Here is a 26,384-nt window from a genome sequence, read left to right as displayed (position 1 = left end):
TCAAGGGGTAATGGCTCTTTAACGGCAGTTTGATATATCAATTGGCTGGAAGCTGCGAAGTTGCGTATGATGAAGTGCGTTGCGCAATAGCACGCCAGGAGGGTTGGCGGGAGGCGCAGCTGCCTGCGGCTCGGCCTTAGCGGTGCCGGTAGCCCATCTTGGCGCTGATGCTCAGGCCTGCCTCGCGAAGGCCGTCGATGAGTCCTGGCTGGTCCTCGGGCATAAAGCGGAACGCCGGGCCGGAGATACTCACGGCCGCGATGACATGACCCAAGTGGTTGAAAATGGGCACGGCAACGGCAGTCAGGCCGATCTCGAACTCCTCATGCACCACCGCGTAACCGTTCCGCGCGACGTCGTGCAACTGCTTTTCGAGCACTCCCCGGTTGGTGATGGTCCTGGGCGTCCGCGCGGAGAGTCCCACGGCTTTGAAGACCTGGCTCCGTTCGTCGGCCGTGAGGGCAGCCAGGAGCACTTTGCCGCTGGAGGTCGCATGCAGCGGCGTCAGGCTGCCCACCCAGTCGTACGTGGCCAAGGTTGAGGGACCCATGGCCTGGTCCACGTTGACTGCGTAATTGGAGCGCAGCACAGCCAGGTTGACGGTTTCCTTGTATTCGGAGGCCAGTGCTTCCAGGACTTCCCTGGCCTCGTGCACCACGCTCAGCCTGCCGGGGATGGAAGAGGCCAGGCGCAGGATTCCGAAGCCGAGCTGGTACTTGCCCCGCTCGCTGTTCTGCCGGACCAGTTCACGCGTGACCAAGGAACTCACCAGCCGGGACACCGTGGACTTGTGCACACCCATTTCGTCGGCGATCTCGCTGACGCCGGCGTCTCCCTTGCGGGCAAGGATTTCCAGGATCTGGAGGGCGCGGTCCACTGACTGGACGCCTCCGCCCTGGGCGTCTGCGTCCTTGTCGATGTCCGGGTTGCTGGGTACGGCCATGATTCTCATCCTAGACCGGCCCGGACCGCCCCCCGGGACACTCAGCGGCTCATAGGGGCCTCCCGCCGGGCGTGGTCCACGGCAAGGGCATGACGGGAACACCCTGGCCCGCCTCAACGCCTTCGGGTGGAACGGCCATGAACCCATCCGCCCAAGCCAGTCCCCGCATCATTCCCGGGCCGGTGTACGGGACGGGGAGAGCGAGTCCGTGCTCGATCGTGCAGGGCACCAGCCGCGTCCTGCCGGGGTCGGCGTCAATGTCCGCGCCGGACGTCAGGTTTACGGCAGCGGGCAGGTCCCGCTTTTCGAGGGCGGCAAGCAGCGGCCCGCCAAGGGTGATGAGGGCGATCATGGCGGCGAGCGGATTTCCCGGGAGCCCGATCACGAACCGTCCGTCCGGAAGCTCCGCCAGGACCGCGGGGTGGCCTGGCCGCATGGCTATTCCGTCAAGCAGCAACCGTCCGCCCATCGCGCGAACTGCGGCGCGGAAGTGGTCGGTCCCGGATTTGCCCGTCCCTCCGGTAGTGATGGTGACATCCGCCCATGGACCGTCCGGGCCGGAGAGGGCCCACAGCCACTCCTGGTACGAGTCGCCAATCCTGAGCTGACCGCCGGGCAGGCCGCCCAGTTGCGAAATGACCGTTCCGAGCTGCGGCCCGAAGGTATCGCGGACTTGCCCGGGGCCGGGCTCACCTGAGGTGACCACTTCCGATCCGGTAAGTACGACGGCGACCATCGGCTTGCGCCGAACCTCCACCTCGTCGTGGCCTGCTACGGCGGCGAGGGCAATATGTGCCGGATTCAGGAGGGTGCCTGCAGGAATGAGGACATCGCCGGCGGAGGCCTCCTCGCCGGCGGGGCGGATGTGGCGGCCCGGGAGTATCTCTCCGGGCTTCGCGTCGGGTTTGAGCGAAAGGTGTCCTGGCGCGTCGCCGGTTACGAGGCCGCTTTCCTTCCGAAGGATGCCTGAGGCCCCTGCGGGTCCCAGGCCGCCTGTCGCGATGATGCTTGCCTGGTGCGGCCTCAATGCCGTTCCCGGCGTGATGAGCGTCCATGGCCCGCTGCCGCAGATGGCCCAGCCGTCCATGGCCGAGGAAGCATAGTGCGGGATGTCCCGGGTTGCTGCCACGGCGGAGGTCAGCTCGCGTCCTATCCCGTCCTGAAGTGGTACCAGGAGGGAGCCAAGCGGTGCGGCGCAGTCAAAGGCAAGCTGGCGCGCCTGGGCCCAAGTGGGCGCGTGTTGGTGACCGCTGGGCGGGCTGGCGATGGGAGGGTCGGCGACGGCCTGTGCGAGCATGGCGGCCCACTTCCTGGTGCGGGGTGCTGTTAAGTGCAGATGCCGGGGGCGGCAGGGCCTTCCCGTGGTGCTTACCCTGCCGCTCCCGGTATCTGTGGTTCCGTACTAAGCCTTCACGTATCCGTTGGGGTTCAGTACGAACTTTGTTGCCGCTCCGGCGTCGAACTCCGCGTAGCCGCGGGGTGCGTCTTCGAGCGGGATGGCCTTGGCGTTGACGGCCTTGGCGATCTGGACCTTGTCATGGAGGATCGCCATCATGAGTTGGCGGTTGTACTTCATCACCGGGCACTGTCCGGTGGTGAAGGACAGGGATTTGGCCCAGCCGGTGCCCAGGGAGAGCGAGAGCGAGCCGTGCTGGGCTGCCTCGTCGATTCCGCCCGGATCACCGGTGACGTAAAGGCCCGGGATACCCAGGGCACCACCGGCGGCCGTGACGTCCATGAGGGAGTTCAGCACCGTGGCGGGTGCCTCGTGGGAGGCGTCCTTGCCGTGGCCGCGGGCCTCGAAGCCCACGGCGTCGATGCCGGAATCCACTTCCGGGACGCCGAGGATCTGCTCGATCTGGTCCTTCGGGTCGCCCTTGGAGACGTTGACGGTTTCGCAGCCGAAGGAACGTGCCTGGGCCAGGCGGTCCTCGTTCATGTCGCCCACAATCACGACGGCGGCGCCCAGCAGTTGGGCGCCGACGGCAGCGGCGATACCGACGGGGCCGGCACCGGCAACGTAGACGGTGGAGCCGACGCCGACACCGGCGGTAACGGCGCCATGGAAGCCGGTGGGAAAAATGTCCGAGAGCATGGTCAGGTCCAGGATCTTCTCCAGTGCCTGGTCGCGGTCCGGGAAACGCAGCAGGTTCCAGTCTGCGTACGGGACCAGGACATACTCTGCCTGGCCTCCCACCCAGCCGCCCATGTCCACGTAGCCGTAGGCGCTGCCGGGACGGTCGGGGTTGACGTTGAGGCAGATGCCGGTCTTGCGTTCCTTGCAGTTCCGGCAGCGGCCACAGGAGATGTTGAACGGCACCGAGACGATGTCGCCCACCTTGATAAATTCGACGTCGGGCCCAACCTCAACCACTTCGCCGGTGATTTCGTGGCCAAGGACCAAATTCTGCGGTGCCGTGGTCCGGCCGCGGACCATGTGCTGGTCCGAACCGCAGATGTTGGTGGTCACGGTGCGCAGGATGACGCCGTGGGGCACCTTCCTGCCAACATTTGCAGGGTTGACGCCCGGTCCGTCCTTCAACTCGAACGTCGGGTACTCGGTGTTGATGATCTCAACTACACCGGGTTCCTTGTAGGCGACTGCTCTGTTTCCTGACATGACACTCCTTTGGCCATTTGCTGATGGAAATGGGACTGGCCAGTTGCCCGAAAGCGGCGCTTCGGTGAGGAAATACCTCCCCAGGTTTCAGGCCACCGAAGCACCGTTCACGGGCAACTGGACAACTTTTGTGCTTTAGGCGGCGTCCTGGAGTTGAACGGCGGCCCCTGCCGACGCCACCGTGTGGTCGTTCTCCACGGTGCTGCCGCTGACGCCGATCGCTCCGATCACGGTGCCGTTGCTGTCCTGGAGCGGGATGCCGCCGGGGAAGGTGATGAGCCCGCCGTTGGAGACTTCGATGTTGAACAGCGGTCCGCCGGGTTGCGACAACCCACCGATGGATCCCGTTGGCATATCGAAGTAGCGCGCCGTGCGTGCCTTCTTGATGGAAATATCGATGCTGCCCAGCCAGGCCCCGTCCATGCGGGTGAAGGCTTTGAGGTTGCCGCCGGTATCAACGACGGCGATGTTCATGGCCGTGCCGGTTTCGCGTGCTGATCCAAGTGCGGCGGCCAGGACGGCCTCCGCGTTGGCTTGGGTGATGTCAGACAATGCTTCTCCTTTGATTCATGTCTTGTCACGGGCGTTTTTCAATGGGAAGTCTGTGGGTGGCGATAGACGACCACTGATATCTTCTAAAGCATCGGAAAGATATATCAGTCACATACTATGACACCGATCACACGATGTACAGGTCCTACGCGGCTTCCATCCGGATGATGACGGACTTCGACGTGGGCGTCCCGCTGGTATCGGCCACCGAATCCAAGGGCACAAGCACATTGGTTTCGGGGTAGTAGGCCGCAGCGCAGCCCTTGGGCGTCGAATAGGCAACGATCCGGAAGTTTTCCGCGAGGCGCTCGACGCCCTGGAACTCCGAGATCAGATGTACCAGCTGCCCGTCGGTGAAGCCGAGTTCGTCGATGTCGGCTTTGCTGACCAGGACCACGCGGCGGCCACCGTGGATGCCACGGTAGCGATCGTCCTTGCCGTAAATGGTGGTGTTGTACTGGTCGTGCGATCGCAGCGTTTGCAGCACCAGGCGGCCCGGAGGGATCTTGATGTATTCCAGCTCGTTTCCGGTGAAGAGCGCCTTGCCGGTGGGGGTGTCGAACGCCCGGGCGTCCCGCGGGGGATGGGGCAGCACGAAACCGCCCGGATGGGCAATGCGTTCCTCGAAGTCTTCAAAGCCATCGATCACCGCCTCGATGTGCTTCCGCACCAAGGAGTAGTCGTCCCGCAGGGAGATCCAGGATGCTCTCGGAGTATTGGGCAACGGCCGGCCCCCAGCATCAGTGAAGAGCTTGTGCGCGAGGTTGCACACAATGGCCACCTCGGAGTGGAGGTGTTCGCTGGCGGGCTTGAGTCGGCCGCGGGAGGCATGGACGGCGCTCATGGAATCCTCCACGGTGACGCGTTGGTCGCCCGAGGCCTGGGCGTCCTTCTCCGTGCGGCCCAGGGTGGGCAGGATCAGGGCCCGGCGGCCAGTGGAGAGATGGGAGTGGTTAAGCTTCGTGGAGATCTGCACGGTCAGGGCAGTGTTGGCCAGTGCATCCTCGGTGACCAGGGAGTCCGGGGCGGCCCGGACGAAGTTGCCGCCCATGCCCATGAAGAAACGGACCTTGCCGTCCCGCATGGCACGGATGGCCGCGACCGTGTCGTAGCCATGCTCACGCGGTGAGAGGAACTCGAACTCGTGATCCAGCCGGTCGTGGAACGTCGAAGGCATCTTTTCGAAGATGCCCATGGTGCGGTCGCCCTGCACGTTCGAGTGGCCGCGTACCGGGCACACGCCGGCCCCGGGCTTGCCGATGTTTCCTTGGAGGAGGAGGACGTTGACCACGTCACGCAGGGTGGGCACAGAGTGCTTGTGCTGGGTCAGTCCCATGGCCCAGCACACGATTGTGGCGTTGGAGGCCAGGAGCCGTTCGCCGGTGGCGTGGATCTGTTCCAGGGTCAGGCCGGAGGCTTCAACAATGTCATCCCACTCCACCTTCTCCAGGTGCCGCAGGTAGTCGTCCACGCCCACGGTGTGGTTGGTTATGAACGCGTGGTCAAGCACCGAGTCCAATCCCGGCGTGGAACGGCCCGCAGCTTCGGCCTCCAGCAGGTACTTCCCAAGGCCCTGGAAGAGTGCCTGGTCCCCGCCGGCGCGGATCTGCAGGAAATCGTCCGTCAGCTCGGTGCCCACCAGCATGCCGGAGACGTTCTGCGGGTTCTCGAAGTGCAAGAGCCCGGCTTCGGGGAGCGGGTTGATGGAGACGATGATGGCGCCGTTTTTCTTGGCTTTCTCCAGGGCGCTGAGCATGCGCGGGTGGTTGGTCCCCGGGTTCTGCCCGGCCACGAAGATCAGCGATGCCGTCTCCAGGTCCGTCAGGCTGACTGAGCCCTTGCCGATCCCGATGGTCTGGACCAGGGCCGAGCCCGAGGACTCGTGGCACATGTTGGAACAATCCGGCAGGTTGTTGGTGCCGATCCCGCGGACCAGGAGTTGGTACACGAAGGCTGCCTCATTGGAGGTGCGCCCGGACGTGTAGAAAACAGCCTGATCCGGCGAAGCCAGGCCCCGGAGCTCCTGAGCCATCAGTTCGTAGGCGTCGTCCCAGTCGATGGGCACGTAATGGGTGGCGCCCTCATCAAGGAACATCGGATGCGTCAGCCGTCCTTGCTGTCCCAGCCAGTAATCATCGCGGGTCTTCAGGTCCGCCACGGAGTGCGCGGCAAAGAACTCCGGGGTGACCCGGCGCCGCGTGGCTTCCTCGGCGACTGCCTTGGCACCGTTCTCGCAGAACTCGGCGGCGTTGCGCTTCTCGTGCTCCGGCCAGGCGCAGCCCATGCAGTCGAACCCATCCAGCTGGTTCACGGCCATCAGCGTCTGCACGCTGCGTACCGCGCCCATCTGCTCGAATGAGATCTTCAAAGCATTCGCTACGGCAGGGATGCCTACAGCCTTGGTCTTGGGTTTGGTGACGGTCAGCTTCGACTCGTCGATGTTATGGCGTGGTGCTTTGGAAGCCATGGTGGTCTTCCCTCCAGATCAGGAACGGGCGGCGATGCCGCGGGTCAGGCGGCGCCCGCTGCCACGGGCTGTTCGGCGGATGCCGGAACCCCGGCCTGTAGGCGGGCGGCTGCTGTGGTGTGGAGCAGCAAGAGTGCGGTAGTCACTGAGCCTACGCCGCCGGGTACCGGCGTCAAGGCCGCCGCTACGCCGGTGACGCTCGCCTCGTCGACGTCCCCCACCAGGGTGCCGTCGGGCAGGACGTTGGTGCCGACGTCGATCACTACGGTCTTTTCGGTGACGTGCGCGCCCGTCAGGAGGCCGGTGCGGCCTGCGGCGACAACCACGACGTCGGCCGGCCGGGTGTACGTCTCCAGGGGACCTGACTTGGAATGGCAGACAGTAACGGTTGCGTCCCGTTCCAGCAGCAGCAGGGCCAACGGCTTGCCCACCACAGCGGAACGCCCGACGACGGTCACGTTGCGGCCCGCTACCGGCACCTCAAAGTGCTCAAGAAGCTCCACCACCGCGCGGGCCGTGGCCGGAGCGAAAGCCGGCCGCCCCACAGCCAGGCGGCCCAGGCTCAGGGGATTGGCGCCGTCGATGTCCTTTTCCGGAGCGATCAGCCCCACCAGGCTGTCAGCCGCAACGCCGGTTGGCAGGGGCGTCTGCAGGATGATGCCGTGCACCGAGGGTTCGGAGCTGAGGTCCTTCAGGACGCTCGCGAGGACATGTTCCGTCGCATCGGGTCCAAGGTCCACGATCCGGCAATCGATGCCTGCCCTGTCCGCCGCCCGTTCGATGGAACGCACGTACCAGTGGGTGGACTCGTCGTCGGTGGCCACCACCACGGCAAGGGTGGCGTGGATGCCTTCGTGTTGGGCCAGCCGGGCCTGGTCCTGGGCACGCTGCTGGACGAGGGAGGCCAGCCGTTTGCCGGAGAGTGTGATGGTGTTCATGCGAGGATCCTTTCGCGGACCCGCTTCACCAGGGAATCGGCGGCGAGGACCACTTTGTCCTCGAGCCCGTCGGTTTGCCCTGCGAGTTCGGCCCGGATGGCCTGGTCCTTGATGGCCACTACGTTGATGTCGATGTTCACGCGCGCAGTGGTGGCTGCGGCCCGGGCGGCGTCGGCTGCGGCGGCGACGTCGCTGATGACGTTCATGTTGGCCACCTCGAAGAGTTCGGTGGCGAGGTCAACAATGCTGCCGGACAGCTGGATGAGCTGCGCGGGGGTTTGGGCGGCTTCCACCAGGGCTGCGTCAATGGCTGCTTTCCTGGCAACCTTGAGTTCGTCCGTGCCGGCGGGAAGTTTGTAGGAATCGATGACGCCTTGGAAGGCGGTTTCGTCGGCGTCGGCGAGGCGCAGGGCCTCGAGCCTGTACTGGTCGGCGTCGTTGGTGATGCGCTCCACGAGTCCTGCATGGGCGGCATACTTTTCACCGGTGGTGTAGCGGGCAACCATGGCCACGAGGGCGGCGCCCTGTGCTGCGTGCAAGGCTGCTGCTGCACCACCGCCCGGAGTCGGCTGGCGCGCCGCGAGCCGGGCGAGATAGTCGTTGATGGTTTCTGAGCTGATCATGTGTCTTCCTGGGCGGGTGTCCGGAGTGGGGTCATCCTGGGTGGAGAAAGAGCGAAGGCAGCGCCCGGACCCGGTTGCGGGGTGAATCGGGTCCGGGTCGCTGCCTGTGGCGGCTGGAGGGCCGGTTTAGCCGCGGAGCCTGCTCATGGTGGGGTCGTACAGCGGATCCTCGGTGACGGTGGCCTGGATCCGGCGTCCGAAGTACTCGATTTCCACCGAGTCGCCCAAAGAGACCGCCGAGGGCAGGTAGGCGTAGGCGATCGGCTTCCTGACGGTGTACCCGAACGCTGCGCTGGTGACGTAACCAACGGCCTGGTCCTTATAGAACACCGGTTCCTTGCCGAGGACGAGGCTGCGGCCGTCGTCGACGGTCAGGCAGCGCAGGCGACGTGCGGAGCTTTCTTCGCTGCGCCCTTCCAAAGCGGCCTTGCCGACGAAGTTCTCTTTGGCCATCTTGACCGCGAAACCGAGGCCCGCTTCGAAGGGGTCGTGCTCGGTGGTCATGTCCGTGCCCCAGGAACGGTAGCCCTTTTCGAGGCGGAGCGAGCTGAAGGCGGCGCGGCCGGCGGCGATGACGCCGAACGGCTGGCCGGCCTTCCACAGTGCATCCCACAGGCGCTGGCCGTTGTCTGCGCTGGTGTAGAGCTCCCAGCCGAGTTCGCCCACGTAGGACAGCCGCATGGCGGTGACGGGGATCCCGCCGATCACCACGTTCTTGGAACGGAAGTACTTCAGGCCGTCGTTGCTGAAGTCATCGTTGCTGATGGTTCCCACCAGGTCGCGGGCCAGGGGACCCCAGAGGCCGATGCAGCAGGTGCCGCCGGTGGTGTCGCGGACCTGTACCCAGTCTTCGGCTCCGCCGTTTTCGGTCTGGTGGCGTGCTGCGCGGTCAAAGTAGGCGGTGTCGATGTTGCCGTTGGCGCCGAGCTGGAACGTGTTCTCGTCCAGTCGTGCCACGGTGATGTCGCTTCGGATGCCGCCCGCGTGGTCCAGCAAGAGGGTGTACGTCACGGCGCCGGGCTTCTTGGCCAAGTCTCCGGTGGTCAGTTCCTGGAGCAGCTTCAAGGCTCCGGGGCCGGAGACTTCGAGGCGCTTGAGCGGTGTCATGTCGTACATGGCAACAGCGGTGCGGGTCTTCCACGCCTCGGCTGCGGCGATGGGGGAGCTGAACATCGCGGACCAGGCGTCGCGGGCCGGGGGCTGCCACTCGTCCGGCATTTCCTTGAGCAGTTCGGCGTTGGCCTCGAACCAGTACGGACGCTCCCAGCCTGCGCCTTCCAGGAAGAAGCCGCCCAGCTGCTTGTGGCGGGCGTGGAACGGGCTGACGCGCAGGTTGCGCGGGGAGAGCTTGGGCTGGAGTGGGTGCAGGACATCGTAGATTTCCACGAAGTTCTGCTGGGAGGTTTCGCTGACGTATTCGGGGGTGAGCTGGACTTCCTCGAAGCGGTGGATATCGCAATCGCCCAGGTCGATCTTGGACTTGCCGTCCACCAGCACCTCGGCCACGGCGCGGGCAACTCCGGCAGAGTGGGTGACCCACACGGCCTCGGCCACGTAGAAGCCGTCCACTTCCTTGGACTCGCCCACCAGGGAGCCGCCGTCCGGGGTGAAGGAGAAGATGCCGTTGAAGCCGTCTTCGATTTCGCTTTCGCGCAGGGCGGGAAGGATCTGCTTGGTGGCTTCCCAAGCCGGAAGGAAGTCCTCGAGGGTGAAGTCCAGGCGCGAGGGCATGTTGTGCTCGCTGATGCTTTCCGGGTTGTACTTGCCCAATTCGTCCAGGTCCACGGGCATGGGGCGGTGGGCGTAGGAGCCGATGCCGTAGCGGTCGCCGTGCTCGCGGTAGTAGAGGTCCTGGTCCTGGTGGCGGAGGATGGGCAGCTGGGCGCCGTTGGGCAGCTCGTTCTTGCCTTGCTGCGCCGGGACCGGGGTGGTCTTGACGTACTGGTGGGCCAGGGGGAGCAGCGGCACGGACATGCCGATCATTTCGCCGATCTTGGCACCCCAGAAACCTGCGCAGGACACCACGATGTCGGCCGGGATCACGCCGTCGGCCGTCTGCACGCCGGTGACCCGGCGGCCGGACTGTTCAATGCCGGTGACTTCCGTGTTGCCCTGGTACTTGACCCCTGCGGCTTCGGTGCGCTTGATAAGGAGCTGCACGGCGCGGGCTGCCAAGGCCAGGCCGTCCGAGGGGACGTGGAGGCCGCCCAGGATGTCCTGTTCGTTGATGAGCGGGTAAAGCGCCTTGCACTCCTCGCGGGTGAGGATCTTGCCATCGATGCCCCAGGACTGTGCGTAGCCAAGCTTGCGCTTGAGGTCGGTGAGGCGCGTCTCCGTGGTGGCGACCTCGAGGCCACCCACCTGGTTGAAGCAGCTCTGGCCGTCCTCGGTCAGGGAGAGCAGCTTCTCCACCGTGTACTTGGCGAACAGCGCCATGGTCTTGGACGGGTTGGTCTGGAAAACCAGGCCCGGGGCGTGCGAGGTGGAGCCGCCCGGCATGTTCAGGGGGCCTTGGTCCAGGACGGTGATGTTGTTCCAACCGCGCTGAACGAGTTCGTCGGCGAGGTTGGTGCCGACGATGCCGGCTCCGATGATGACAATTCGGGGCGTCGATGCCATGAAAGTTTCTCCTGCTAGTAAGTCGTGCGGGGCAAGGGCGGGCTGGTTACCGGAAAACGACCGTGCTGGTCTGGTCCAGCAGGACGCGGTGTTCGCAGTGCCAGCGGACGGCACGGGACAGGGCGAGGGCTTCGGCGTCCTGGCCAACAGTGGAAAGGGCCGTGGGACCGTAGCTGTGGTCCACGCGGATGACTTCCTGCTCGATGATCGGGCCCTCGTCCAGGTCGGCCGTGACGTAGTGGGCCGTTGCGCCTACCTGCTTCACGCCGCGGTCGTAGGCCTGGTGGTAGGGACGGGCGCCCTTGAAGCCGGGGAGGAAGGAGTGGTGGATGTTGATCGCGCGTCCTTCGAGCTTGCGGCACAGGTCATCGGAAAGAACCTGCATGTAGCGGGCCAGGACCACCAGGTCCGCCTGGTATTCGTCCACCAGGTCCAGGAGCTTCTGCTCGGCCTCGGCCTTGGTGTCCAGGGTGACAGGAACGTAGATGAAGGGCAGTCCGGCCGCTTCGGCCATGGCACGGTGCGTCTCGTGGTTGGAAACCACGGCCACCAGTTCGCCACCCAGGCTGCCGCCGCGCCAGCGGAAGATGAGGTCGTTCAGGCAGTGGCCGAACTTGGAAACCATCACCAGCACGCGCTGCTTGGTCTGGTCGTGGAAGCTGAACTTCATGTCGAAGCGGTCCGCGATGGAACGGAACTCGTCCTCGAGCTGCTCCGGTGAGTAGCTCGACGGGCCGGAGAAAGCCGTGCGCAGGTGCAGGGTCTGGCGCAGGCTGTCATCGAACTGCTGGTGCTCTTCGATGTTGAATCCACGGTCGAAGAGAAAAGTGGTGACCGCCTGCATGATGCCGGGCTGTTCGACGCACGACAGTGTGAGTACGAACTTTTGGGCCTGCTCTTCCTTGAGCTGCCCGTGTTCAGCCGGCAAGGTGCTGAGGTGTGAGTCTGAAGCCACGAGGGTCATGTGTCCTCCTTAGATGGGTTTCCTAGATATATTCCTGAATTGCCTACTGATATATTAGGATTGAGATCAGCGTATACTGGACCTTGGAACGGGGTCAATAGGTTTTTTCGTCACTGCGGAAGGGGCTCGGCATCATGGCACTCGAAACTCTGGCACCTGCTGCGGACGCCGGCAGGAAGTCCTTGGCGGACATCGCCTACGAGAGCGTGCGTGACCGGCTGCTGACACTGGACATCAAGCCGGGTGACCTCCTCAACGACGATCAGCTCGCCAAAGAGATCGGGATCGGGCGCACCCCCGTGCGGGAAGCGCTCAAGCGGCTGGAATTGGATCGGCTGGTTGTGACCTATCCGCGCCGGGGCACCTTCGCTACCCGCGTGGAAGTGACAGACCTGGCCTTCATTTCCGAGATCCGGGTCCAGCTGGAGCCGGTGGCGGCAGCCAGGGCTGCCCGGGTGGCAACCCCCGCAAGCCGGGAACACCTGCGGCGCGTAGCGGCCGAAGTGAAAGCCTTCGACCTCCGCGCGGCCACCGTGGTGGAAACGCTCAAGCTGGATGCGAGCGTCCACCAAGGCATCTACGCCGCGGCGGCGAACCCGCACCTGGAAGACGTCCTGATCCGCTACGACAACCTGGCAACCCGGATCTGGTGCATGGTGCTGGACCGGCTGCCCAACCTGGAGCACCACGTCCATGAGCACGTGGATCTCCTGCAGGCCGTCATTGACGGCGATGAGGCGAAGGCGGCCGAGTTGGCCCGCGTCCACGTCAGTGGCTTTGAGCAAGCGGTGCGCCAGGCATTGTTCGCCGCCTGAGAACTGTGTCCGTCGGACACTGATCCTCTGCGTGCTATTCCCCGCCCCCCAGCTGCCGCCATTTTCGCGGCAGCTGGGGGCGGGGCCCCTTCTACGCACGCTGCCGGATCAGCGTCCGCCGGTGTTCGGGCGGGGGGGCCCCTTTTACGCACGCTGCCGGATCGCCACTGCCCTCAGCATGAGGTGCTGGAGTTGATATACGACGCCGGGTGATCGCCTTTCATGGAGACCGTCCGGCGTATCGCGGGTCTCAGCGGGGTGCGCGGATGGATGCTGCGCGCCAGGTTTACGGCTCATCTTCGGGGCGCGCTGTCAGGATCCATTGCGCCCTCTTCTGCAGGATGCCCAGTGACTCCCTGATCAGCGGGGACGACATGCTGCCCCTTCGCGATGCGGCGACTATGCGGCGCGCTGGCTTCCCCTTGCCAGTGATACGCAGCCGGACCACGTTTTCGGCATTGCTCAGGGGCGCCAACCGCGGCAGCAGGCCCACGCCCAGGCCGGCGCCCACGAAGGCGATTTGGGTTTCCCACTCGACCGCCTCATGCGCAATCCGCGGCGTCACACCCACGGCCGTGAAAGCGGCGGTGAACAGTGCGTGATAGGTGGACCCTGCCGTCTCGGTGATCCACGGTTCCGATGCCAACTCCTCCAACGTCACGGTTTCCCTCGATGCGAGCGGATGGTCCGCCGGAATGATCACATCCAGGGGATCGTCCAGGAGGACCGTCTGCTCGAAGCGGGGATCATCCTCACCGTAATTGTCCGATTGCATGGCGACGATCACCGCGAGGTCGATGCGTTCTGCCACCAGCAGGTCGAAGCAGCGGGACGGGTTGGCCTCGAGGACCTGGACCTCCAGTTGTGGACGTGTGGCGCGGAGCGTGGCGGCGAGTGGCGCAAGCAGCTGGGCTGCCGCCGTCGAGAATCCGCCGAGGCCGAAGCGGGACTGCACCTGGTCGCCGGCCTCCATGGCTGCGGCGCGGAGCCTTTCCCACTCGGCAATGAGGGCGTCCGAACCTTCCACCAGGAAGCGGCCCGTGGCGGTCAGCCGCACGCCCCGTCCGTCCTTGGTGAGCAGCTGTAATCCGAGGACGCGTTGGAGCTCGCGCAGTTGCGCTGAGACGGCCGAGGGGGAGTAGCCCGTGAGCTCCGCGGTAGCCCCAACGGTGCCGCACCGGGCGAACACCCGGAGCGTGATGAGACGGGGATCGATCATGCACCTATTGTGCATGGTTATCTACTGAATCTTGCGCTTTTGTTGCAGTTCAAGAATCCCTAATCTCTTACTACGAAGACTTCGACAACGCCGGTCGCGACGACGCACCCGCGGTCCCACGAATCACCAGACACTGACCCAGCCTCCCGGGAGGAACCCATGACTGCTCCAGCGAACGCACCCCTGAACACCCGCGGAAAACTCGCCTCGACACTGCCCGCCGAACAGCTGGCGGAAATCTCCGCGTTGTTCGAGTTCCGTCGCACGGGTTACTCCCTCGATGCCCCGTTCTACACCGACCCCACCCTTTTCAAGATCGACATGGAAGCGATCTTCGGTCAGCACTGGATCTTCGCCGGAAGCGTCGCCGAACTGCCGGAGCCGGGCGACTACATCACGGTGGACTACGGCCCCTACTCCCTCATCGTGCTCCGCACGGACGAAGGCGAAGTCAACGTCCTGCACAACGTCTGCCGCCACCGCGGTGCCCGCGTCCTCACCGATGCTGCCGGCTCCACGGGCAACCTGGTGTGCGGCTACCACTCCTGGACCTACTCGCCGGAGGGCAATCTGATCCACGCTTCGGCTCCCGGCGAGGCGAAGTTCGACAAGAACTGCTTCGCCCTCAAGCGCGCCCACAGCCGCGAGGTGGCCGGACTCATCTTCGTGTGCATCGCCAACGAGCCGCCCACGGACTTCGACGAGACCTCCAAGATCTTCGAGCCCTACCTCGCACCGCACGATCTCTCCAAGACGAAGATTGCCTACCAGCAGAACATCATCGAAGAGGGCAACTGGAAGCTCGTCATGGAGAACAACCGTGAGTGCTACCACTGTGACGGCCACCCCGAGCTTGCCTGCTCCCTCTTCCCCACCTGGGGCCTGACGGAGGGCCTGATTCCCACCCACCTCGAAGAAGTGTGGGAGCGCAACAAGGAAGCCCAGTCCTCCCTTGAAGAGCGGTGCCGCCGCTACGGCCTGCCCTACGAGGTGGTGGAAGAGCTGGACACGCGTATTGCAGGCATCCGCATTTCGCGCGAATCGCTCGACGGCGAGGGCGAGTCGTTCTCCGCCGATGGCCGCAGGCTCTCCAAGAAGCTCCTGGGCGACTTGCGGGACTTCCGCCTGGGCCGCTGCTCCATGCACCTGCAGCCGAACAGCTGGTTCCACTTCCAGAGCGACCACGTCATCACGTTCGGTGTTTTCCCGATCAACGAACACCAGACCCTGGTCCGCACCACCTGGCTGGTAGCTGACGACGCCGTGGAGGGCGTCGATTACGACCGCGAGAAGCTCACCTACACGTGGGAGCAGACCAACATCCAGGACAAGGCCTTCGTGGAGCTGTGCCAGCAAGGCGCCGGCAGCCCCGCCTACGAACCAGGTCCGTACATGAAGAGCGAATACCAGGTAGAAGCCTTCATCAACTGGTACGTACAGCGCGTTCAGGAGCACTTGGCATGATCGAAGTCCTCACCGAAACGGCAATCCAGGAACCGCAGCGCATCCGCGGTCTTGAGATGCCGTGGAACCGGGTGATGGGCAGCACTGAGGCACCCGCCCGCGCTGCCCGCGCCCTGGGTCCATGGCACCCGCAGGAGTTCATGGCTGAATGCGTCGAGACCGTTCCCGAGGCTGGCGGACTGATGACGTTCGTGTTCCGTCGCACTGACGGTGCACCGCTGGCGTTCCGCGCAGGCCAGTACGTCAACATCGCCTTTCCCATTCATTCAGGAGTCGGAGCCGCCGGGGAAGACCAGGATCCGGTGGACCGCAGCTACTCGCTGTCCAGTTCGCCCACGGAACCGTGGACCTTCAACATCACCGTCAAACTCGACCCCACCGGGCTGGTGTCACCGTGGGTGCACCAGAACGTCAGGCCGGGAACCGTCCTTGAGATGCTCGGGCCGGTGGGTGCCTTCCACCTGCCCGACGCCGACCGTAGGGCACGGTATCTGTTCCTCGCCGCCGGCGCGGGCATCACGCCCATCATGTCCATGGTCCGCACCATCCACTCGCTGCCAGGGCATGCCGATGTAGTGGTGCTCTATCACGGCGCGGAAGCCGGGGGCTTCGCCTTCCACCGGGAGCTGGCCTACATCGCCTCCGTGGACTCACGGATCAAGGTGTTCTACTCCTTGGGAGACCGCAACAAGCCCGAAGAGTGGGAGGGACTCAGCGGCCGGCTGACGGCAGCCATGCTGGACGAGGTTGCCCCCGATGCCAACGGCCGCCAGGTGTATGCCTGCGGTCCCGAGGGTTACCTGAACACCGCCACCGAACTCCTGCAGAAGGTGGGCGTGGACGATACCTCCATTTACATGGAGTTCTTCTCGGGGGACCGCCAGACTCTTCTTGAATACGCAGCGGAGCTGGCACTGGCCGTGGACATCGCTGAGGAAATCGCCGAGGAGATCTCGGATTCCGCCGAGGACTACTTCGAGAGCCAGCCCGCGGCGTTTGGGATCTACGAACCCGGATACGACGCCGAGGGTACCTTGGCGGCGACCGGCCTGCCGCTGGAAACCGTGGAACCGGAAACAAACGGCTCGGAGGCCCCTGCAGCCAGCCCGGAGCCGGAGGCCGCAACTCCGGATGCGTCGAATTTCGACACCGTGGGAACAGGCAGCCTCACCATGTCCTTCCTGCGCACGGGAATCAACGTGCGGATCGATCCTTCCGAGCACATCCTCGGGGTGGCCCAGCGTGCGGGTGTGCGGATCGGTGCCAACTGCCAGGAAGGCATGTGTGGTTCCTGCAAGGTGGTGAAGCTGTCCGGCGACGTGGACATGAACCACCAGGGCGGGATCCGGAAACGGGAAATCGATGCCGGCAAGTTCCTGCCCTGCTGCTCAACGGCGCAGACCGACCTGGTGATCGACGCCTAGTCCTGCGGCTTTCCCTGATGCGCCCACTCCACCAACTCGGACATCCACGGCCGTTGTCCGTGGTGGACCGTGAGGCCATCGGGGATGCCGCGGACCGTGGCTTGGTTGCCTGAAGCGTCGATCGTGATCCGGGCATCCCCCATGGGGGCGTTGCTGATATGCAGATCCCCGAAGTCGCGTGGAAGAACGGGATCAAGCCAGATGCCGCCCAGGGAAATGTGCGTGTCATAGCGCATGAGCGACGTAACCACGTGGATGGGTGTGGTGGCGGCCCACGCTTGCGGGGAACAGGCCGTGGGGTAGGGAACGGGTTCCGTGAACTGCGCCCGGTCGAAGCCGCAGAAGAGCTCGGGCAACCGTCCGCCGGAGTACTCGGCAGCTTCGAGGAGCGCAGTGCCGATCCGCTGTGCCTCCTCGACGTACCCGTACCGCAGGAGCCCGGACATGATCAGGGCATTGTCGTGCGGCCAAACCGAGCCGTTGTGGTAACTGGCCGGGTTGTAGGCGGCCATGTCCGTGGCGAGGGTCCGGACGCCCCAGCCGCTGAACATCCTGGGCGACATCAAGTGCTCCACCACGGACGGGACCTTGTCCTCGTCCATCAACCCGAACCAGAGGCAGTGGCCCATGTTGGAAGCGCAGGCATCCACGGGCCGTTTGTCCCGGTCCAGGGCCACGGCGTAGTAGCCCTTGTCCGGCAGCCAAAAGTCCTCGTTGAATCTTTGCTTGAGGCGATCCGCGCGTTCCCGCAGCTCGTTCGCCAACGCGAGGTCGCCGTCGTCGTACGCCATCCAGGCGCGCGCCACATAGGCGCCGTGCACGTATGCCTGGACCTCGGCGAGGGCGATGGGCGCCTGCGCCAGCGTGCCGTCCGCAAAGTTGATGCCGTCCCAGGAGTCCTTCCAGCCCTGGTTGATGAGGCCGTGCTCGTTGGGCCGGCCATACTCCACAAAGCCGTCACCGTCCCGGTCGCCGTAATTCCGGATCCAATCGAGGGCGCGGTCGGCGTTGGGCAGGAGCGCGGTGATGGTCTCCTTGGAGAATCCCCAGCGGCTCACCGAACCGAGCACCACCACGAACAGGGGAGTGGCATCCACGCTGCCGAAATAGGCGGAGTTCCCTTGCAAGGCCTGTCCCGTGCTGACATCCAGGCGGACCTCGTGCAGGATCTTGCCGGGCTCTTCCTCGGTGTCCGTGTTGACCTCTGTGCCTTGCCGGTCCGCGAGTGTCCGCAGCGTGCCCAACGCCAGCGACGGATCCACTGGCAGGGCCATCTCGGAGGCCCACAGCGAGTCGCGGCCGAACAGCGTCATGAACCAGGGGGCACCGGCAGCCACCACTACCCTGTCCGGATGGTCCGGATCCTGGATGCGCAGGGCCCCCAGGTCCTCGTAGCTGCGGCGCAGCGTGCGCTCGATGGACCGGTTGCCGATCTGCAGGGCCGGGATCTTCGCAACCCATTCCTGCCGGCGCCGGTCGCTCGGTGACATCTCCCCGCCGGCCGGATGGGTGAACGGCACCGAACTCCCATCCAGGGTGGGGGCGACGCTCACATGGGTGCTCCATTTGCCGAACGCCGGAACCGTCACCCTGAAGCCAAGGGCCTTGGCCCCGACGCCTGCGCCCTCGGCCCGGATGACCACCGACTTCCTGATGCCCTCCCAGACGCCCCGGATTTCCAGCGAGTCGTTCTCGATACGCCGGGTCTCGTGCCACTCGCGCGTGATGCGGGCTTCCTTGACCTCGAACAGGTCCGCGAAATCGGCCTCGACCACCAGGGTGATGCGGCATTCGGCAGGCTGCCTGGAGTAGTTGCGGACCGTGATTTCCTCGAGGATCCCGGCGCCCACCTCCCGCAGGCGTTCCACCAGCAGCGGGCTGTCCGCGTACCCGTCGGCGCGTGGAACACGGCAGGCGAAGAGTGCGCGGTAGGGTTCCTTGGTCTCCGCGGCCAAGGATTCCAGGGGCTGATCGTTGATGGTCAGTTCCCAACGGGACACGATCCGGGTATCGAGATGGAACACGCCGTGCGGAAGCTCCGGCCGGATGTCCCCGTTTGAGGCGGAGATGCAAAAGGACGAGCCCTCAACCAGAGTGACGGTTCCGGAACCCAATGGACCGGCGGCCGTGTCAGCATTCCATCCAGCCACGTGAAGCTCCTTATTAAGCGTCGGCAGGGACGTACTCGACGCTACGCCGGAGGACCCGCGGAAGCCAGACCCGGCAGGCCCCGGCAGCCGCGGAATCGCGCCGCGGAAGTTGCAACCGGGAGTTAACCTTCACCCCGGCGTGTGGGCGGAGAATAGCGTCTATAGTGAGACTTGCAGTACTCGCTGATGCAGACCGGCGGCCCTTTTATGGCCGGAGGCCTATCCAATGACCGATACCCAAATTGGTGCATTCCTGCGGGAATGCATTGTGTACGAAGAAGACAGCGAAGAGGGCCTGGATCTTGAGGCCCTGTACGGCCTTTACATCAGCTGGTGCGTCCTGGGGAACAAGATCCCCGTGCCTGACAGCGCCTTCCGCACGTCCGTCCGCCTCAACGGCGTGAAGCACCACAAGCGCGACGGCAACCGTTACTACCCGGGCTTGCGGATGGTGGGTGCCGCCGCCCGCGACTACGTCCTGAACAGCGTGCCCGAAGCCTACGAGGTCAGCGTGCCGCCGGTGCCGTTGACCGACGACGACGGGGTCCTCCCGGCCGCCGTCTGAAAGTTCGCACAGCAGGTGCCCCTAAGATGCCTTCTTAGGGGCATTTGCCGTTTCAAGACCCGGAAGTGGGACTCAAGTGAAGCCATCCATCGTCTGGTTCCGTGACGATCTCAGGGTCCGGGACAATCCCGCCCTGCGTGCCGCCGTCGACGATGGAGGGGCCGTGGCCCTCTTCGTTCTCGATGAAGAATCGCCGGGAATCCGCCCGCACGGGGGTGCCGCGCGGTGGTGGCTGCACCACTCCTTGACGGCCCTGCGCGAGGACCTCGATGCGCTGGGCATCCCGCTGCTGCTGCGCCGCGGGCCTGCTGCGGAGATCGTCCGGAAGACCACGACGGCGGCAGGTGCCGGCGCGCTGTACTGGAACCGGCGGTACGGCGAAGTGGAGCGGACCATCGACGCCGACGTCAAGTGGTGGGCCGGGGATGAGGGGCTCCATGTGGAGAGCTTCCAGGCGTCCTTGCTGCACGAGCCGTGGAAGGTATCCACCAAGACCGGCGGCCAGTACAAGGTTTTCACGCCCTTCTGGAAGGCCGTCTCCGCACTGGACTTCCGCAAGCCGTTGGCCATCCCGGCCAAGGGGCACGGCTTCACTGGTGATCTTCCGGCCTACGAAGACCTGGAATCGTGGCACCTCCTGCCTACCAAGCCGGACTGGGCGGGTGGCCTGCGGGAGCGCTGGACCCCGGGGTCGGCTGCGGGGCACCAACGCTTGAAGGCTTTCGTGGACCGGGGGCTGGACGAGTACAAGGAGGGCCGCAACCGCCCGGATGAGGACGGCAGCAGCTGCCTTTCGCCGTACCTGCGTTGGGGTGAGCTCAGTCCGTTCGAGGTGTGGCACGCGTTGGAGTCCAGGCGTTCGGAAAGCGCGGCGATTTATGCCTCAGAACTTGGCTGGCGGGAATTCTGCTGGCACCAGTATTTCCACAACCCCACCCTGGCCACCGCCAACCTGCGCACCGAATTCGACCGGTTCCCCTGGGCCTGGCCGGGCGCCTCGGGCAACGCGGAGGACGGCAAACACCCCGGCCACGAGTCGGCCGCGGCGGAACTGCGGGCCTGGCAGAAGGGGGAGACCGGGTTTCCGATGGTTGATGCCGGGCAGCGCCAGTTGTGGCGCACCGGCTGGATGCACAACCGGGTGCGCATGGTGGCTGCGAGCTTCCTGGTCAAGAACCTCGGTATCCATTGGCAAGTAGGCGAGCAGTGGTTCTGGGACACGCTGGTGGATGCCGATCCGGCCTCGAATCCGGCCAACTGGCAGTGGGTTGCCGGCTCGGGAGCGGATGCCTCCCCGTTCTTCAGGATCTTCAACCCGGAGGCCCAAAGGACCAGGTTCGATCCGCAGGGTAAGTACATCGCCCACTGGATTCCGGAGTTCGGAACACCGGATTATCCGGAGGAAATCGTTGATCTGAAGACCACCCGGCAAGAGGCCCTGGAAGCGTACAAGGAGCTGAAGGAGGTGCACTGACATCCGCGCGGCTGCACGCGCGGGGCCTTCTGGAAATTAGTAGGAAGTCCGAGTATATTCGGGTTCAGAGATGATCTGGATCACAGTTGGCGACGTATGCCACTGTGCTCCAGCCAGGCGCCACAGCCGATCGGCACGGCGATCATTCACGAATGCAAAGGAGCATTTCCACCATGGTGCGCGAGCTTTCACACTACGTAGACGGGCAACGGATCGACGGCACATCCGGCCGTTTCAGCGACGTCTACGATCCCTGCACGGGCGAGGTCCAGGCCAGGCTCCCGTTGGCAAGCGCCGAGGAGGTCCGCAACGCCATAGCCAACGCGGAGAAGGGCCAGCTCGAATGGGCCGCCATGAACCCGCAGCGTCGCGGCCGGATCCTGCTGAAGTTCGTGGACCTGGTCAATGAGAACATGGACGAGCTCGCCACGCTCCTCTCCTCTGAACACGGGAAGACCTTCGCCGACGCCAAGGGCGACATCCAGCGCGGCATCGAAGTGGTGGAGTTTTCCGCGGGAGCGCCGCACCTGCTCAAGGGCGAATTCTCGGACAGCGCAGGGCAGGGAATCGACGTCCATTCGCTGCGCCAGCCGCTGGGTGTGGTTGCCGGGATCACGCCTTTCAACTTCCCGGCCATGATTCCGTTGTGGAAGTCCGGCCCTGCGCTCGCAGCCGGCAACGCCTTCATCCTGAAGCCGTCCGAACGCGATCCCTCCGTCCCCCTCCGGCTGGCCGAGCTGTACAGCGAGGCCGGGGTTCCCAACGGCGTCTTCAACGTCATCAACGGGGACAAGGAAGCCGTGGACGCCCTGCTCGAGGATCCCAGGGTCAAGGCCATCGGCTTTGTGGGTTCCACTCCGATCGCCCAGTACATCTACGCGACGGCGGCGGCGCACGGGAAGCGCGCGCAATGCTTCGGCGGGGCGAAGAACCACATGGTGGTCATGCCCGACGCCGACCTGGACATGGCTGCCGACGCCCTGATTGGTGCCGGGTACGGTTCCGCAGGCGAACGCTGCATGGCCATCTCCGTGGCGGTTCCGGTGGGACAGGAAACCGCGGACGCCCTGGTTGCCAAGCTGACCGCACGGGTCAAGGACCTCCGCATGGGGCACAGCATGGACAAGGACGTGGACTTCGGCCCGGTGGTGGCGGCCTCGGCAAAGGAACGGATCGAGGGCTACATCCAGTCCGGCGTGGACGAGGGTGCAACCCTGGTGGCCGATGGCCGTGGGCTCACGGTGGACGGGTACGACGGCGGCTTCTGGGTGGGTCCCACCTTGTTCGACAACGTCACCAAGGACATGAAGATCTACAAGGAAGAGATCTTCGGACCGGTCCTAAGTATCCTGCGGGCGGCCGACTACGACGAAGCGCTCCGGCTCTGCAGCGAGCACGAGTTCGGCAACGGTGTCGCAATTTTCACCCGCGACGGCGACGCGGCGCGCGACTTCGCCAGCCGCGTCGAAGTGGGCATGGTGGGCATCAACGTCCCGATTCCGGTGCCGATCGCCTACTACACGTTCGGCGGTTGGAAGGCCTCCGGATTCGGCGACCTCAACCAGCACGGAGCCGACGCGTTCCGTTTCTACACCAAGACCAAGACCGTCACCTCGCGGTGGCCCTCCGGCATCCGCCAGGGCGCCAGCTTCGTGATGCCGGCGGGCAGCTGATGGGAGAGGCGGGCAAGGAATCAGAGCAGCAGGAAGAAGACGTCCTCTTCGAGCGACGCGGCCACTTGGGGATCGTGACGCTCAACCGGCCCCGGGCAGTCAACGCCCTCAACGCGGGCATGGTGAAAGCCATGCTGCAGCAGTTGGCTGCCTGGGCTGATGACGATTCCGTCCGGACAGTCCTTGTGCGGGGCGCCGGTGAACGCGGCCTCTGTGCCGGCGGCGACATCGTGGCCATCTACAAGGACATGCTGCACGGAGGCACGGAAACGGCCGAATTCTGGGCCCACGAGTACCGGCTCAACGCCATGATCGCCAGCTACCCCAAGCCGTACGTTGCGTTCATGGACGGCCTGGTCCTCGGTGGCGGCGTTGGCGTCTCAGCCCACGGCTCGCTCCGGGTGGTCACCGAGCGGACGCGCACCGGCATGCCGGAGACCACTATTGGCTTCGTGCCCGACGTCGGCGGCACCCTCTTGCTGTCCCGCGCGCCCGGCGAGGCGGGAACCCACGCCGCACTGACGGGGGCGCACTTGAGCGGCGCGGACGCCATTTTCCTCGGGCTCGCGGACTCATTCGTGCCGTCCGAAAGCCTCGCGGCACTCGCCGAAGCGCTGGAAAGCGCGACGGCGGCAGACGCCGTCGCGCGTTTTGCCCAAGCCGCGCCGGACTCGCCGCTGGCGGACCAACGGGAGTGGATCGATTCCTGTTACACGGGCGATGACGCCGAGGAGATCGTGCGGCATTTGCGCGGGACCGGCGGCGAGGCCGCTGCTGCCGCGGACACCATCGAGGGCAAATCGCCGACGTCGGTCAAGGTCACCTTGGAGTCGCTGCGGCGCGTGCGGGGGCTGTCGGTTGATCAGGGCATGACGCTCGAAGAGGCGCTCGACCAGGAGTACCGCGTGGGACTTCGTTGCCTGTCCGGTCCGGATTTCCGGGAAGGCATCCGCGCGCAGGTGGTGGACAAGGACCGCAACCCGCAGTGGAAGCCGGCGTCGCTCGCGGACGTCCACAAGTCCGACGTCGAGGGCTACTTCGCTCCGCTCGGCGAGCGGGAGTTGGGACTGGCAGTCGAGCAGGTCCAAAGCAGTTGAGCCAGTCCAATCGATGTGAGCCAGCCCAACCCAATGAGCCAGTCCAACCCAGTGAGCCAGTCCAATCCAGTTGAGGAGACGAAATGACAGAGAACGCAGCATTAGCAACGGGACTCATCGCTTTCCTCGGCCTTGGCCATATGGGCGGTCCCATGGCGGCCAACCTGATCAAGGCGGGGCACGAAGTGGTCGGTTACGATCCTGTCCCGGCAGCTGTGGAAGCGGCGAAAGCGCACGGAGTGCCCATGGCGGACTCGGCAGCCGACGCAGTCCGGGACGCCGCCGTGGTGCTGACGATGCTCCCCAGCGGCAAGCATGTGCTGGACGCCTACCGCGGTGTGGGCGGGCCAGGACTGCTCTCAGTGGCCGGGCCGGACACGCTGTTCCTGGATTGCTCCACCATCAACGTCGACGAGGCCCGGGAAGCTGCATCGCTGGCGGTGGATGCCGGTCACCGTTCCGTGGATGCTCCCGTGTCCGGTGGCGTCGTGGGTGCTGAGGCCGGGACCTTGACGTTCATGGTGGGAGCCTTGCCGGAGGACTTCGAGACCGTGAAGCCCATCCTTGAACTCATGGGCAAGCGGATTGTCCACTGTGGCGACCACGGGGCGGGGCAGGCCGCGAAGGTGTGCAACAACATGATCCTTGGCGTGTCCATGATCGCCGTGTCCGAGGCTTTCGTGCTCGGTGAAAAACTGGGGCTCACGCATCAGGCCTTGTTCGATGTCGCGTCCAACGCCTCGGGGCAGTGCTGGGCGCTGACCACCAACTGTCCTGTTCCTGGTCCTGTGCCCACAAGTCCTGCCAACCGCGATTACCAGCCCGGGTTCGCGGGGGCCCTGATGGCCAAGGACCTGCGCCTGGCGGTGAATGCCCTGGAGAGCACGGGCGTGGCGGCTGAAATGGGTCCATTGGCCTCCCGGATTTACGATGCTTTTGCCGCTGGTGAAGGTGCGGCTCGGGATTTCTCCGGCATCATCACCGATATCCGTGAAAAGTCTGAGTGAGGATTAGTTGGTGACCATTGCTGCGGAGAGGGAGAGTATGACGTTCGAGAACATTCTGGTGGAGCGCCGGGGCCGGGTTGGCCTGGTGACATTGAACCGGCCGTCGGCGCTGAATGCGTTGAACACGGCGCTCATGAATGAACTCGTTGCGGCGGTGACGGACATGGACCGGGATCCGGGCGTGGGCGCCGTGGTGGTCACGGGATCCGCCAAGGCCTTCGCCGCCGGTGCCGACATCAAGGAAATGTCCTCCAACAGCTACATGGAGATGTACGCCGCCGACTGGTTCCGGCACTGGGAGGATCTCACGCGTTTGCGGATCCCGGTGATCGCCGCTGTTTCGGGGTTCGCCTTGGGCGGGGGCTGCGAACTGGCCATGATGGCCGATTTCATCATCGCCGGGGATAATGCCAAGTTCGGCCAACCGGAGATCAACCTGGGAGTGATCCCGGGGATGGGCGGCTCCCAACGCCTCACGCGGGCCGTGGGCAAGGCGAAAGCGATGGACATGGTCCTCACGGGGCGCTTCATGGAAGCCGACGAGGCTGAGCGTTCCGGACTGGTCTCGCGCGTGGTGCCTGCCGCCGAGGTGGTGGACGAGGCGTTGAAGGCGGCGGAGGTCATCGCTTCGAAGTCCAAACCTGCTGCGATGGTGGCCAAGGAAGCGGTCAACGCCGCTTTTGAGATGGGGCTCGCGCAAGGCGTGGTCTTTGAGCGCCGGGTGTTCCATTCGCTGTTCGCCACGGAGGACCAGAAGGAAGGCATGGCCGCGTTTGCCGAAAAGCGGCAACCGGAGTTCAAACACCGTTGAGTGGCCCATTGTGCGCGTCATTTTTGGATTGGCGCGCGCACAACAAGCCTTGCAACGCGGAATCGGCGAGTGCCCCGGTTAGACTCCTTGGCACGGACCAAATGGGGAGAGAAACATGTCAATGGAGAGTGTTCGCGCCGAATCGTCGGAAACCGGAGCCGAGCCCGCAGGGGAGAGCCAGCCGGTCAACAACCTCGCCATCGTCTCGGCGGCCATGGCGGCACTGGCGGTGGTGGGGTTGTTCCTCGCCGGCATGGCCATCATCGCCGTTTTTGTGGTGGGAGCCGGGCATGTGGCGTTGAAGCAGATTGAGCAGCGCGGCGAGCGCGGACGTCCGTTCGCCATCTCGGCCCTGGTGGTCGGCTACGGAATCGCGGCCTTGTCCCTGGTCTCGGCGCTCATCTACACGTTCACCCGGTAGGGCGCAGCTCACTCGCTTTTCTGCGTCACTAAACGCCGGTTCCGGCACTAATCGGGGGCGGGCCGTCATGAGGGCGGGCCCCTCGACCGTGAACGGGGATCTCCAATGACGTGGCAATTCTGCGACAACCACCGCTGCCCGGACAGTTGGCATTGGACCGACCTCGCCGGGGTCCCGGAGCAGTGCCCCGCGGTGGAACACACCGAAGAGGCGGGCCCCCATGATCCATTGCTAAGTATGCTGATAATATAGGTGTGCCGAGACAGAAGACGTACAAGGACTGGCGGCCGGGGGGTGTCAGCAATGACGGAGCGGAAGGTTCCGGAGGTGGTGAACCAGGAGAGTGTCCGGCGAGAGGCGGCGGTCGTCCTCGCCGAAGGTGACCTGACCCTGACTGACCTGTGGATCGAGTTCTTTGCCCGCGGCGGCATGGCAGGCGCAGAAGAGTTTGAAGCCTTCATCCAAGGCATCATGCCGGTGGAAAGCACCGATCTGCAGATCCTCGACCTCACATTGGTGGAGCTGCAGAGTCCCTGAC

22 protein-coding genes are annotated in these 26,384 nt (G+C 64.9%); 11 read left to right on the top strand and 11 right to left on the bottom strand.

Annotation, left to right across the window (positions count from 1 at the left end):
- Positions 1 to 136: 136 nt before the first annotated feature.
- From ACIPV6_RS06335 to purU, 9 genes are all read right to left on the bottom strand, one after another.
- Complete coding sequence (locus tag ACIPV6_RS06335; protein WP_400270054.1) at positions 137 to 943, bottom strand: IclR family transcriptional regulator; 807 nt, start codon at positions 941 to 943, stop codon at positions 137 to 139.
- Positions 944 to 992: 49 nt separating this feature from the next.
- The gene (locus tag ACIPV6_RS06330; RefSeq protein ID WP_400270053.1) at positions 993 to 2,240 is read right to left on the bottom strand and encodes a molybdopterin molybdotransferase MoeA; all 1,248 of its coding nucleotides are present in this window, start codon (positions 2,238 to 2,240) and stop codon (positions 993 to 995) included.
- A 105-nt stretch (positions 2,241 to 2,345) separates the two neighbouring features.
- Positions 2,346 to 3,563, bottom strand: a complete 1,218-nt coding sequence (gene fdhA / locus ACIPV6_RS06325; RefSeq protein ID WP_400270052.1) for a formaldehyde dehydrogenase, glutathione-independent — start codon at positions 3,561 to 3,563, stop codon at positions 2,346 to 2,348.
- 135 nt (positions 3,564 to 3,698) lie between these two features.
- Entirely contained in the window at positions 3,699 to 4,115 is a 417-nt protein-coding gene (locus ACIPV6_RS06320; protein WP_400270051.1) for a heme-binding protein, read from the bottom strand.
- Positions 4,116 to 4,260: 145 nt separating this feature from the next.
- Positions 4,261 to 6,582 carry an FdhF/YdeP family oxidoreductase gene (locus tag ACIPV6_RS06315; RefSeq protein WP_400270050.1) on the bottom strand — a complete coding sequence of 774 codons (2,322 nt, stop codon included), beginning with the start codon at positions 6,580 to 6,582 and terminating at the stop codon, positions 4,261 to 4,263.
- 44 nt (positions 6,583 to 6,626) lie between these two features.
- The gene (locus ACIPV6_RS06310) at positions 6,627 to 7,520 is read right to left on the bottom strand and encodes a bifunctional 5,10-methylenetetrahydrofolate dehydrogenase/5,10-methenyltetrahydrofolate cyclohydrolase (protein ID WP_400270049.1); all 894 of its coding nucleotides are present in this window, start codon (positions 7,518 to 7,520) and stop codon (positions 6,627 to 6,629) included.
- Positions 7,517 to 8,143, bottom strand: a complete 627-nt coding sequence (locus tag ACIPV6_RS06305; protein WP_400270048.1) for a cyclodeaminase/cyclohydrolase family protein — start codon at positions 8,141 to 8,143, stop codon at positions 7,517 to 7,519. The genes ACIPV6_RS06310 and ACIPV6_RS06305 overlap by 4 nt, the downstream gene beginning before the upstream one ends.
- 126 nt (positions 8,144 to 8,269) lie before the next feature.
- On the bottom strand, positions 8,270 to 10,762 hold the full coding sequence (locus ACIPV6_RS06300; RefSeq protein WP_400270047.1) for an FAD-dependent oxidoreductase: 2,493 nt from the start codon (positions 10,760 to 10,762) through the stop codon (positions 8,270 to 8,272).
- 46 nt (positions 10,763 to 10,808) lie between these two features.
- Positions 10,809 to 11,726 (bottom strand): formyltetrahydrofolate deformylase, encoded by a 918-nt coding sequence (purU, locus tag ACIPV6_RS06295; RefSeq protein WP_400270046.1) that lies wholly within the window; start codon positions 11,724 to 11,726, stop codon positions 10,809 to 10,811.
- 134 nt (positions 11,727 to 11,860) lie between these two features.
- On the opposite strand from purU, the gene ACIPV6_RS06290 reads away from it, so the two are divergent.
- Positions 11,861 to 12,541 (top strand): GntR family transcriptional regulator, encoded by a 681-nt coding sequence (locus ACIPV6_RS06290; protein WP_400270045.1) that lies wholly within the window; start codon positions 11,861 to 11,863, stop codon positions 12,539 to 12,541.
- 286 nt (positions 12,542 to 12,827) lie between these two features.
- On the opposite strand, the gene ACIPV6_RS06285 is transcribed toward ACIPV6_RS06290, so the two are convergent.
- Positions 12,828 to 13,760 carry a LysR family transcriptional regulator gene (locus ACIPV6_RS06285; protein WP_400270044.1) on the bottom strand — a complete coding sequence of 311 codons (933 nt, stop codon included), beginning with the start codon at positions 13,758 to 13,760 and terminating at the stop codon, positions 12,828 to 12,830.
- A gap of 159 nt (positions 13,761 to 13,919) precedes the next feature.
- On the opposite strand from ACIPV6_RS06285, the gene ACIPV6_RS06280 reads away from it, so the two are divergent.
- Together ACIPV6_RS06280 and ACIPV6_RS06275 are read left to right on the top strand one after the other, a co-directional pair.
- Entirely contained in the window at positions 13,920 to 15,224 is a 1,305-nt protein-coding gene (locus ACIPV6_RS06280; RefSeq protein ID WP_397326186.1) for an SRPBCC family protein, read from the top strand.
- Positions 15,221 to 16,648 carry a ferredoxin reductase gene (locus ACIPV6_RS06275; protein ID WP_400270043.1) on the top strand — a complete coding sequence of 476 codons (1,428 nt, stop codon included), beginning with the start codon at positions 15,221 to 15,223 and terminating at the stop codon, positions 16,646 to 16,648. Before ACIPV6_RS06280 ends, ACIPV6_RS06275 begins: the two co-directional genes overlap by 4 nt.
- On the opposite strand, the gene ACIPV6_RS06270 is transcribed toward ACIPV6_RS06275, so the two are convergent.
- Positions 16,645 to 18,798, bottom strand: a complete 2,154-nt coding sequence (locus ACIPV6_RS06270) for a glycogen debranching N-terminal domain-containing protein (protein WP_400270042.1) — start codon at positions 18,796 to 18,798, stop codon at positions 16,645 to 16,647. The genes ACIPV6_RS06275 and ACIPV6_RS06270 overlap by 4 nt on opposite strands.
- 226 nt (positions 18,799 to 19,024) lie before the next feature.
- Between ACIPV6_RS06270 and ACIPV6_RS06265 the strand changes: the two genes are divergently transcribed.
- The 8 genes from ACIPV6_RS06265 to ACIPV6_RS06230 all read left to right on the top strand — a co-directional run bounded on the left by ACIPV6_RS06265 (position 19,025) and on the right by ACIPV6_RS06230 (position 26,383).
- Complete coding sequence (locus tag ACIPV6_RS06265) at positions 19,025 to 19,363, top strand: hypothetical protein (RefSeq protein ID WP_400270041.1); 339 nt, start codon at positions 19,025 to 19,027, stop codon at positions 19,361 to 19,363.
- A gap of 76 nt (positions 19,364 to 19,439) precedes the next feature.
- Entirely contained in the window at positions 19,440 to 20,837 is a 1,398-nt protein-coding gene (locus ACIPV6_RS06260) for a cryptochrome/photolyase family protein (protein WP_400270040.1), read from the top strand.
- Between the two features lie 173 nt (positions 20,838 to 21,010).
- Complete coding sequence (locus ACIPV6_RS06255) at positions 21,011 to 22,510, top strand: CoA-acylating methylmalonate-semialdehyde dehydrogenase (protein WP_400270158.1); 1,500 nt, start codon at positions 21,011 to 21,013, stop codon at positions 22,508 to 22,510.
- Entirely contained in the window at positions 22,510 to 23,607 is a 1,098-nt protein-coding gene (locus ACIPV6_RS06250; protein WP_400270039.1) for an enoyl-CoA hydratase/isomerase family protein, read from the top strand. Before ACIPV6_RS06255 ends, ACIPV6_RS06250 begins: the two co-directional genes overlap by 1 nt.
- A gap of 83 nt (positions 23,608 to 23,690) precedes the next feature.
- Entirely contained in the window at positions 23,691 to 24,614 is a 924-nt protein-coding gene (mmsB, locus tag ACIPV6_RS06245) for a 3-hydroxyisobutyrate dehydrogenase (protein WP_400270038.1), read from the top strand.
- 37 nt (positions 24,615 to 24,651) lie between these two features.
- Positions 24,652 to 25,425: an enoyl-CoA hydratase gene (locus tag ACIPV6_RS06240; RefSeq protein ID WP_400270157.1), complete on the top strand. Its 774-nt coding sequence runs from the start codon at positions 24,652 to 24,654 to the stop codon at positions 25,423 to 25,425.
- A 115-nt stretch (positions 25,426 to 25,540) separates the two neighbouring features.
- The gene (locus ACIPV6_RS06235; protein WP_397326590.1) at positions 25,541 to 25,846 is read left to right on the top strand and encodes a DUF4190 domain-containing protein; all 306 of its coding nucleotides are present in this window, start codon (positions 25,541 to 25,543) and stop codon (positions 25,844 to 25,846) included.
- A gap of 303 nt (positions 25,847 to 26,149) precedes the next feature.
- Complete coding sequence (locus ACIPV6_RS06230) at positions 26,150 to 26,383, top strand: hypothetical protein (protein ID WP_400270037.1); 234 nt, start codon at positions 26,150 to 26,152, stop codon at positions 26,381 to 26,383.
- The last annotated feature ends 1 nt before the right edge of the window (position 26,384 follow it).

Source organism: Paenarthrobacter sp. NPDC089988 (genome assembly GCF_044748465.1).
Classification (GTDB): domain Bacteria; phylum Actinomycetota; class Actinomycetes; order Actinomycetales; family Micrococcaceae; genus Arthrobacter.
The sequence above is the reverse complement of the archived record's forward strand: the minus strand, read 5'-3'. Positions and strand labels throughout refer to the sequence as shown.

What these genes read in the sequence shown, in the direction of transcription:
- ACIPV6_RS06335 (WP_400270054.1), bottom strand. Translation starts at nt 943, where the DNA reads ATGGCCGTACCCAGCAACCCGGACATCGACAAGGACGCAGACGCCCAG.
- ACIPV6_RS06330 (WP_400270053.1), bottom strand. Translation starts at nt 2,240, where the DNA reads ATGCTCGCACAGGCCGTCGCCGACCCTCCCATCGCCAGCCCGCCCAGC.
- fdhA (WP_400270052.1), bottom strand. Translation starts at nt 3,563, where the DNA reads ATGTCAGGAAACAGAGCAGTCGCCTACAAGGAACCCGGTGTAGTTGAG.
- ACIPV6_RS06315 (WP_400270050.1), bottom strand. Translation starts at nt 6,582, where the DNA reads ATGGCTTCCAAAGCACCACGCCATAACATCGACGAGTCGAAGCTGACC.
- ACIPV6_RS06310 (WP_400270049.1), bottom strand. Translation starts at nt 7,520, where the DNA reads ATGAACACCATCACACTCTCCGGCAAACGGCTGGCCTCCCTCGTCCAG.
- ACIPV6_RS06305 (WP_400270048.1), bottom strand. Translation starts at nt 8,143, where the DNA reads ATGATCAGCTCAGAAACCATCAACGACTATCTCGCCCGGCTCGCGGCG.
- ACIPV6_RS06300 (WP_400270047.1), bottom strand. Translation starts at nt 10,762, where the DNA reads ATGGCATCGACGCCCCGAATTGTCATCATCGGAGCCGGCATCGTCGGC.
- purU (WP_400270046.1), bottom strand. Translation starts at nt 11,726, where the DNA reads ATGACCCTCGTGGCTTCAGACTCACACCTCAGCACCTTGCCGGCTGAA.
- ACIPV6_RS06290 (WP_400270045.1), top strand. Translation starts at nt 11,861, where the DNA reads ATGGCACTCGAAACTCTGGCACCTGCTGCGGACGCCGGCAGGAAGTCC.
- ACIPV6_RS06285 (WP_400270044.1), bottom strand. Translation starts at nt 13,760, where the DNA reads ATGATCGATCCCCGTCTCATCACGCTCCGGGTGTTCGCCCGGTGCGGC.
- ACIPV6_RS06280 (WP_397326186.1), top strand. Translation starts at nt 13,920, where the DNA reads ATGACTGCTCCAGCGAACGCACCCCTGAACACCCGCGGAAAACTCGCC.
- ACIPV6_RS06275 (WP_400270043.1), top strand. Translation starts at nt 15,221, where the DNA reads ATGATCGAAGTCCTCACCGAAACGGCAATCCAGGAACCGCAGCGCATC.
- ACIPV6_RS06265 (WP_400270041.1), top strand. Translation starts at nt 19,025, where the DNA reads ATGACCGATACCCAAATTGGTGCATTCCTGCGGGAATGCATTGTGTAC.
- ACIPV6_RS06255 (WP_400270158.1), top strand. Translation starts at nt 21,011, where the DNA reads ATGGTGCGCGAGCTTTCACACTACGTAGACGGGCAACGGATCGACGGC.
- ACIPV6_RS06250 (WP_400270039.1), top strand. Translation starts at nt 22,510, where the DNA reads ATGGGAGAGGCGGGCAAGGAATCAGAGCAGCAGGAAGAAGACGTCCTC.
- mmsB (WP_400270038.1), top strand. Translation starts at nt 23,691, where the DNA reads ATGACAGAGAACGCAGCATTAGCAACGGGACTCATCGCTTTCCTCGGC.
- ACIPV6_RS06240 (WP_400270157.1), top strand. Translation starts at nt 24,652, where the DNA reads ATGACGTTCGAGAACATTCTGGTGGAGCGCCGGGGCCGGGTTGGCCTG.
- ACIPV6_RS06235 (WP_397326590.1), top strand. Translation starts at nt 25,541, where the DNA reads ATGTCAATGGAGAGTGTTCGCGCCGAATCGTCGGAAACCGGAGCCGAG.
- ACIPV6_RS06230 (WP_400270037.1), top strand. Translation starts at nt 26,150, where the DNA reads ATGACGGAGCGGAAGGTTCCGGAGGTGGTGAACCAGGAGAGTGTCCGG.